At 70.6% G+C, this 7,436-nt stretch carries 7 protein-coding genes; all 7 read left to right on the forward strand.

The annotated features are described in order from the left end of the window. The first annotated feature begins 238 nt into the window (after window positions 1-238). From RUW20_RS02300 to RUW20_RS02330, 7 genes are read left to right on the forward strand one after another with little or no spacing between them, the layout of a single operon-like run. On the forward strand, window positions 239-529 hold the full coding sequence (locus tag RUW20_RS02300; protein ID WP_313950579.1) for a phosphopantetheine-binding protein: 291 nt from the start codon (window positions 239-241) through the stop codon (window positions 527-529). After that, complete coding sequence (locus RUW20_RS02305; protein ID WP_313950580.1) at window positions 529-1,194, forward strand: hypothetical protein; 666 nt, start codon at window positions 529-531, stop codon at window positions 1,192-1,194. Before RUW20_RS02300 ends, RUW20_RS02305 begins: the two co-directional genes overlap by 1 nt. Before the next feature lie 16 nt (window positions 1,195-1,210). Then, on the forward strand, window positions 1,211-2,848 hold the full coding sequence (locus RUW20_RS02310; protein WP_313950582.1) for an AMP-binding protein: 1,638 nt from the start codon (window positions 1,211-1,213) through the stop codon (window positions 2,846-2,848). After that, on the forward strand, window positions 2,845-3,780 hold the full coding sequence (locus tag RUW20_RS02315; protein ID WP_313950583.1) for an acyl-CoA synthetase: 936 nt from the start codon (window positions 2,845-2,847) through the stop codon (window positions 3,778-3,780). The genes RUW20_RS02310 and RUW20_RS02315 overlap by 4 nt, the downstream gene beginning before the upstream one ends. Next, on the forward strand, window positions 3,777-4,370 hold the full coding sequence (locus RUW20_RS02320) for a LolA-related protein (protein WP_313950584.1): 594 nt from the start codon (window positions 3,777-3,779) through the stop codon (window positions 4,368-4,370). The genes RUW20_RS02315 and RUW20_RS02320 overlap by 4 nt, the downstream gene beginning before the upstream one ends. Next, window positions 4,370-6,703, forward strand: a complete 2,334-nt coding sequence (locus RUW20_RS02325; RefSeq protein ID WP_313950585.1) for an MMPL family transporter — start codon at window positions 4,370-4,372, stop codon at window positions 6,701-6,703. Before RUW20_RS02320 ends, RUW20_RS02325 begins: the two co-directional genes overlap by 1 nt. Continuing rightward, the gene (locus tag RUW20_RS02330) at window positions 6,700-7,368 is read left to right on the forward strand and encodes a hypothetical protein (RefSeq protein WP_313950586.1); all 669 of its coding nucleotides are present in this window, start codon (window positions 6,700-6,702) and stop codon (window positions 7,366-7,368) included. The genes RUW20_RS02325 and RUW20_RS02330 overlap by 4 nt, the downstream gene beginning before the upstream one ends. Window positions 7,369-7,436: the final 68 nt, after the last annotated feature.

Consider the following 7,436-nt stretch of genomic DNA (forward strand, 5'->3'; position numbering starts at 1 on the left):
GACTGGCAGGTGCTATCGTCCAACCCTTCGCTCAAACGGAGCGCCGACGGCAAGCGGCGCGGCGCCCGGCGCACAGCGAAAACGGCTCGCGACGCCGCGCTGGCAAGACGAGCTTTGGCGCAGACCCGATTGCCCGCTAGAATGCGCTCTCCACCAAGCTGGCCGGGCATCGAACGACGCCCGCACGGCGACACCTTGGCCACCCCGACGACGTAGCCTGCATTTTCTTCAAGACGCCATGACCCACATCGATTCCGGCTTGAGCCAGCCCGACGAAAACCTGCAGCGCGAGCTGGCGGAGATGATCGTGTCGGCGCTGAATCTGGAGGTCGTACCCGGCGACATCGCCGCCGATGCCCCCCTCTATGGCGAAGGCCTGGGCCTGGACTCGATCGACATTCTCGAAGTCGCCCTGGTGGTCTCGAAGCGATTCGGCTTCTCGCTGCGTGCCGACAACGACGACAACGTCGGTATTTTCGCGTCCCTGGGCAGCCTCAGCGACTACGTGGCGGCCAACCGGACGAAATGATGGCTCCCGGGCAAATCGCCCGCAGCATCCTCCTGCTGGCACTGGCCGCCGCCTACCTGCTGCTCGCCCATGCCACCACTGCCGGCGGCGTACCGAGTACGGCGGGCGCCCTGCTCGCCATTGCACCCTACCTGCTCGGCGCCCTGGTGCTCTCCTGGCGCAGCCGGCATCGACTGGCGTTGTTGCTTGCCTGCCTGCTCGCCGCCGCGGCTCTCTGGGCCAACTGGACGACGCTCGCCGCCGGCTTCTCGTGGATCTATCTGCTCCAGCATGCCGGAACCTTCGCCGTGCTGGCGATCCTGCTCGGCCGCTCGCTGGCCCCGGGCGCGACGCCGACGATCTCGCGCCTGGCGATGATGGTACGTGCTGGCCCGCTGCCGCCGCTGGTCGCTCTTTACACCCGCCGGGTGACGCTGGGGTGGGCAGTTTTCTTCGTGGTGATGAGCGTCAGCTCGCTGGCGCTTTATTTCAGCGGCCAGATCGCCGCCTGGTCAGTGTTCGTCAATCTCCTCACCGCGCCGCTGATCGTGGCCGTCTTCCTGATCGAATATCTTCTCCGCCGCCGCTGCATCCCGGCCGAGATGCGCACCGGCCTGCTGGAGTCGGTACGCGTGGCTTTCAAGGCGGCCACCGTCCTGCGACCGGAACAGCCGTCGAACCGCTGAGCACGCGACAGCCGCCATGGCATCCCAGCTGCCCCTGATCACGCATCCGGACCGTTTGTCCATCGTCGCCTGGCGAGCCGCGCGCCCGATCACCCGCCGCCAGTTCCTCGCCGATGTACGGCAGCTCGCCGCCCGCTTTCCCGCCGAGCGGCATTTCATCAATGCCTGCGACGACCGCTATCGCTTTGCCGTGGGCCTGTGCGCAGGGATGGTCAGTGGCCGCATCAGCCTGCTCCCGTCCACGCTGACCGGCGAAGTCGTCGAGCGCCTGCGCGTCTTCGCCGCCGATATCTTCCTGCTCACCGACCGCCACGAAGCCCGCTTTGCCCTGCCGATCGTCCGCTATCCGGAGTCCCCGGCCAGCCTCCAGCCGGCAGACGACGAGGTGCCACAGATCGCCGTCGAGACCACCGTCGCCTGGGTGTTCACCTCCGGCTCCACCGGCCGCCCCGAGGCGCATCACAAGACCTGGGGCAAGCTGGTGCGCAACGTGCGCACCGCGGCGACGCAACTGGGCCTGCCGCGCGACGGCTTTCACCTGGTCGGCACGGTCCCCAGCCAGCACATGTACGGCCTCGAATCCACCGTCCTGCTGGCCCTCCAGAACGGCGGCAGCTTCGCCGCCGAGCGCCCGTTTTTCCCGGCCGAGGTGCAGGCCGTGCTGGCTGCCCTGCCGCGTCCGCGGCTACTTGTCACCACCCCCTACCACCTGCGCCACCTGCTCGCCACCGACCAATCCGTGGCTCCCGCCGACTGGCTGCTATCGGCCACCGCGCCGCTTTCGCTGGCGCTCGCCAGGCAGGCTGAAGCCGCTTTCGCTGCCCACCTGCTGGAAATCTACGGCTGCACCGAAACCGGCCAGATCGCCAGCCGGCAGAGCACGCAAGGCGACGCGTGGCAACTTTTCGACGGCGTCGTGCTCGATGAGCGCGACGGCCGCCACTGGGCTTCCGGCGGGCATATCGAGCAAGCGATGCCGCTCGCCGACGAGATCCGGCCGCTGTCCGGCGAACGCTTCACGCTGGGCGGGCGCACCGCCGATCTGGTCAACATCGCCGGCAAGCGCTCGTCGCTCGGCTTTCTCAACCACCAGCTGCTGGCCATTGCCGGGGTGGCGGATGGCTGCTTCCTGCTGCCGGACGAGGCAGCGGATACCATCGGGCGCCTCGCCGCGCTGGTGGTAGCGCCTGCCCTCGGCAACGAAGCGCTGCTCGCCGCGCTGCGCCAGCGCATCGACCCGGTCTTCCTGCCGCGCCCGCTGCTCAGGGTGGCCGCCCTGCCACGCAATGCCACCGGCAAGCTGCCCCTGGCGGCCTGCCGTGCGCTGCTCAACGGTACACCGCTTCGCGTCGCCCTCGACATCCCGGCAAATCACCCGGCCTTCGCCGGTCATTTTCCGGCCTCTCCGGTCGTCCCCGGCGCCCTGCTGCTGGCGCACGTGCTGCTGGCCGCGGAAGAGCAGCACGCCGCGCCGGTCGGCGGATGGAACATCCCGTCCGCCAAGTTCCTCAGCCCGGCGGGCCCGGGCGAGCCACTCGGCGTCGAATTCGCCGCCCCGACGGCCGGCGCGACCATCGCCTTCCGCATTCACAGCGGCGATCGCCTGATCGCCAGTGGCAAGCTGCAGCCAGCCGGCGGCAAGCCGTCACCATGACCCACGCCGCACCGGGCAGCCGCGCCCCGGATGCCGACTGGGTCCAGCGGCCGGAGCGCAGCAACATGGCGATGCTGGGCATCATGAGCTGGATTTCGCTCCGCCTCGGCCGTCCGGCCGGCCGCCTGGTGCTGTGCCTGATCAGCGCTTATTTCCTCTGTTTCGCACCGGCGGCACGGCGCGCCGCGCGCGCCTACCTGCAGCGTGCGCTTGGCCGGCCGGCGGGATGGCGCGATCTCGCGCGCCATTTCTTCAGTTTCTCGGCGACCATCCACGACCGCGTCTATCTGCTCAACGACCGCTTCGACCTCTTCGACATCGAGATCGAAGGCGCGGCCCTGATCGAGGAGCTGATCGCCAGCGGCCGTGGCGGTTTCCTGTTCGGCGGACACCTCGGCAGTTTCGAGGTCACCCGCGCCATCGGGCGCAAGCATCCGGCGCTGCGCGTCGTGCTCACCATGTACGAGGACAACGCGCGCAAGATCAGCGCCGCACTCGACGCCATCAATCCGGCCGCCCGCCCGGAGATCATCGCGCTCGGCCACCTCGATGCCATGCTCAAGGTGCAGGATGCGCTGGCGAACGGCGCCCTGGTCGGCGTCCTCGCCGACCGCACCCTCGGCCGGGAGGCCACCTTGCCGGTGCCCTTGCTGGGCACCGAGGCGTCGTTTCCGACCGGGCCATTTCGCATGGCGGCCATGCTGCGCCGGCCGGTCCTCTTCATGGCCGGCCTCTACCTCGGCGGCAACCGCTACCGCATCCGTTTCGAGCGGATTGCCGACTTCTCGACCGTCGAACGCGACCAACGCGGAAGCGCCATCGACGCCGCCGTGCGCACCTACGCCAGCTGCCTTGAAGGCTGCTGCCGCGAGGCACCGTTCAACTGGTTCAATTTCTTCGATTTCTGGCAACAGCGGGGCGACCCACGATGATCCGCTTTCGCCGCGTCATGCTCGGACTGGTCCTCGCGGCAAGCGCCGGCTGCAGCGCCGCGGCCGAATGGGGCGTGCCCCAACTGATGGCGACCCTCGCCGCCAACACCGGCGGCCGGGCGACTTTTGTCGAACGCAAGTATCTGGCCATCCTCGACGCGCCGCTGGTCTCGCGCGGCGAGCTGGTCTATGTCGCCCCCGCGCGGCTGGAACGCCACACCCTCACCCCGCGCGCCGAGTCGGTAGTGCTCGACGGCGAGGTGCTGACCATCCGCCGCGAGGGGCGTAGCCAGCAACTCAGGTTGAGCGACTATCCGGAGGTCGCCGCTTTCATCGACAGCATCCGCGCCACCCTCGCCGGCGACCGCCGCGCCCTCGAGCGCAGCTGGCAGCTCAGCGTCTCGGGTCGGCCCGAGCACTGGACGCTGCACCTGCTGCCGTCGGACCCGAAGCTGGCGACGCTGATCGTGCGCATTCGTGCCGAGGGGCGCGACGGAGAACTGCGCTCGATCGAGATCCTGCAAGCCGACGGCGATCGCTCGCTGATGCAGATCGAACGCAGCGCAGCGACCGGCCGCGCCGCCCGCTGATGAGCCGACGGCTGGCCATCCTGCTGCTCTGGCTGGCCCTGCTTGCGGCCTGCGCCGTCGGCGTTTCGCGGGCCCGCTTCACCGCCGACCTGTCGGCCTTCCTGCCCACTTCCCCCAGCCGCGAGCAGCAACTACTGGTCGATCTGCTGCGCGACGGCATGATCTCGCGCCTGTTGCTGATCGGCATCGAAGGCGGCGACGCCGACGCACGGACGCGGGCGTCGAGCGCGCTGGCCAAGCGCCTGCGCGAGGCGCAAGACTTCGTCTCGATCAGCAATGGCGAAGCGGTCAATCTCGAGGCTGATCGCCAGTGGCTGTTCAGCCAGCGTTATGTACTCAGCCCCGCCGTCACCCCCGAGCGCTTTAGCAGCGAGGGCCTGCACCGCGCCATTGGCGCCAGCATCGACCTCCTCGCCTCGTCGGCGGGAATGCTGGTCAAGCCCCTGCTGGCCCGCGATCCGACCGGCGAGACCCTGCTGCTGCTCGAAGCACTGAGCGGCAGCAGCCAGCCGCCGAAACGCAACGGCGTGTGGGTCTCGCGTGACGGCGCCCGCAGCCTGCTGCTGGCCACGACGCGCGCCCAGGGGGCCGACACCGATGGCCTCGAGGCCGCCATCGGCACGGTCAGGCAGGCCTTCGCCGAGCTGCCGCAGGAGCCCGGTCTGGCGCCCTTGCGCCTGGTCATGACCGGGCCGGGGGTGTTTGCGGTGAATACCCGCGCCACCATCAAAGACGAGGCAATGCGGCTGGCACTCACCGGCGCCTCGCTGATCGTCGCCCTGCTGCTGCTGGTCTACCGTTCGCCGCTGGCGCTGCTGCTCGGCCTGGTGCCGGTGGTCACCGGTGCGCTGGCCGGGATCATGGCGGTCAGTCTCGCTTTCGGCAGCGTGCACGGCCTCACCCTCGGCTTCGGCGTCACCCTGATCGGCGAGGCGGTGGACTACGCCATCTACTTCTTCATCCAGGGCCGGGGCGGCGCTCCGCGCCTCTTCTGGCGGACCATCGCCCTCGGCGTGGCGACCTCGCTGTGCGGCTTCGGCGCCCTGCTGGTGTCGGGCTTTCCCGGCCTCGCCCAGCTCGGGCTGTTCTCGATGGCCGGCCTCTCGGCGGCGGCCCTGACGACCCGCAGCCTGTTGCCCGCGATTACCCCGGACAGCCTGAAAATCCGCGATTTGACCGGACTCGGGCAGGCGCTGGCAAGGATCATCGCCGGCGCCCAGCCGCTGCGCTGGCTGCCGGTCGCCCTCGCCCTGGCCGCGCTGCCGGTGCTGCTCGCCCGGCACGACCGCCTCTGGCAGCACGAGTTGTCCGCACTCGGTTCCACCTCGCAGGCAGAACAGGCGCTGGATGCGAGCCTGCGCGCCGACCTCGGCGCGCCCGATGTGCGCTATCTGGTGGTCACCACCGCCGCCACCGCCGACGCCGCGCTGGCCTTGGCCGACCGGCTGACACCGACGCTCGACGCCCTGCAGGCGGCTGGCGTGATTGCCGGCTACGACAGCCCGGTGCGCTTCCTGCCCAGCCTGGCGCAGCAGGCCGCCCGCCGCAACAGCCTGCCGGCGGCGGATGTGCTGGCTGCGCGCCTGGTCGCCGCGACCCGCGAGCTGCCGCTCTCGGCCGACAAGCTGGGCGCCTTCGTGGGCGACGTCGAAGCCGCCCGCCAGGCCCCGCCACTGACCCGCGCGATGATGGACGGCACCTCGCTGGCGATGGCGGTGGATGCCATGCTGATCCGCCAGGGAGCGGAATGGCGCGCCCTGATACCGCTGCGCAGCCCGCCTGGCGGCCCCGCCGCCCACACCCTGGACGCCGAGCGGATTCGCAGCGCCCTGGCTGGCACGGCGGCCGAGCACAGCGTATTTGTCGACCTGAAGGCGGAATCCGACGGCCTCTACTCGGGCTACCTGCGCGAGGCCTGGCGTGCGGCGCTGGGGGGCGTGGCCGCCATTGTCGCGGTCCTCGTCTTCAGCCTGCGCTCTGCCCGACGCGTCGGCCGGGTACTGCTGCCGCTGCTGGCGACGATCCTGGTGCTCGTCGCCGCTTTCGCGCTGGCCGGCGAACGCCTGACGCTGCTGCATCTGGTCGGCATGTTGCTGGTCGTGGCGGTGGGTTCCAACTACGCGCTGTTCTTCGCCGGCAGCGAGCACGGCGAGACGCTGCCAGGCGCCACCCTCGCCTCCTTGCTGATCGCCAACCTCACCACCCTCGCCGGTTTCGGCGTACTGGCCTTCTCGAGCGTCACCGTGCTGCACGCGATCGGTATCGTCGTCGGCCCCGGCGCGGTGCTGGCACTGCTCTTTGCCGCGCTGTTGTCGGCGCGGCGGCCCGCATGAGTCGCGGCGGCCCGCTGCGCACGCTCGCCGCGTTGCCGGCGAGTGGCGACCCGTTCGAGCCCCTGGTGGTGATGTTGCCCGGCGCCTACGACACACCCGAGCACTTTCTCGAACACGGCTTCGCTGCCACGCTGCACAGCCTGCTGCCGAAGGCGGGCCTGCTGCTGGTCGACTGCGACCTCGGCTCGGTCGCCGACGGCAGCCTCGCCAGCCGCCTGCACCAGTCGGTGATCGCGCCGGCGCGCGCCGACGGGCAGCGGCGCCTGCTGCTCGGCGGCATCTCGATCGGCGCCTTGACCGCGCTGATCCACGCCGACGAGTATCCCGGCGCGGTCGATGGGCTGATCCTGATCGCGCCCTACCCCGGCAACCGCCTGGTCACCCAGGCCGTGTCCAGCGCCGGCTCCCTGGCCGCGTGGACCGCCGCTCCTCTCGGCGCCGACGAGGGCGAGCTGCGCGGCTGGCGCGCCCTGCAGCGCCTCGCTCGGCAAGCCGTGCCGCCGGTCTGGCTGGGCTTCGGCGAGAGTGACCGCTTTGCCCCCGCCCAGCGCATGATGGCCGCCGCCCTGCCGCCGGCGCACAGCGCACAGCTGCCGGGCGCGCATGACTGGCCGACCTGGGCGGCCCTGTGGCGCCGCCTCCTGACGGCAGGCCCCTGGCGATGAGCGCCCCGCTGCAGCGGCCGCCGCGCCGCTGGCGCCCGACCCCCTGCCTGCTGCTGTCGGCCGTCGTC

It is taken from the genome of Accumulibacter sp. (assembly GCF_032229525.1).
In the GTDB taxonomy this organism is placed as follows: domain Bacteria; phylum Pseudomonadota; class Gammaproteobacteria; order Burkholderiales; family Rhodocyclaceae; genus Accumulibacter.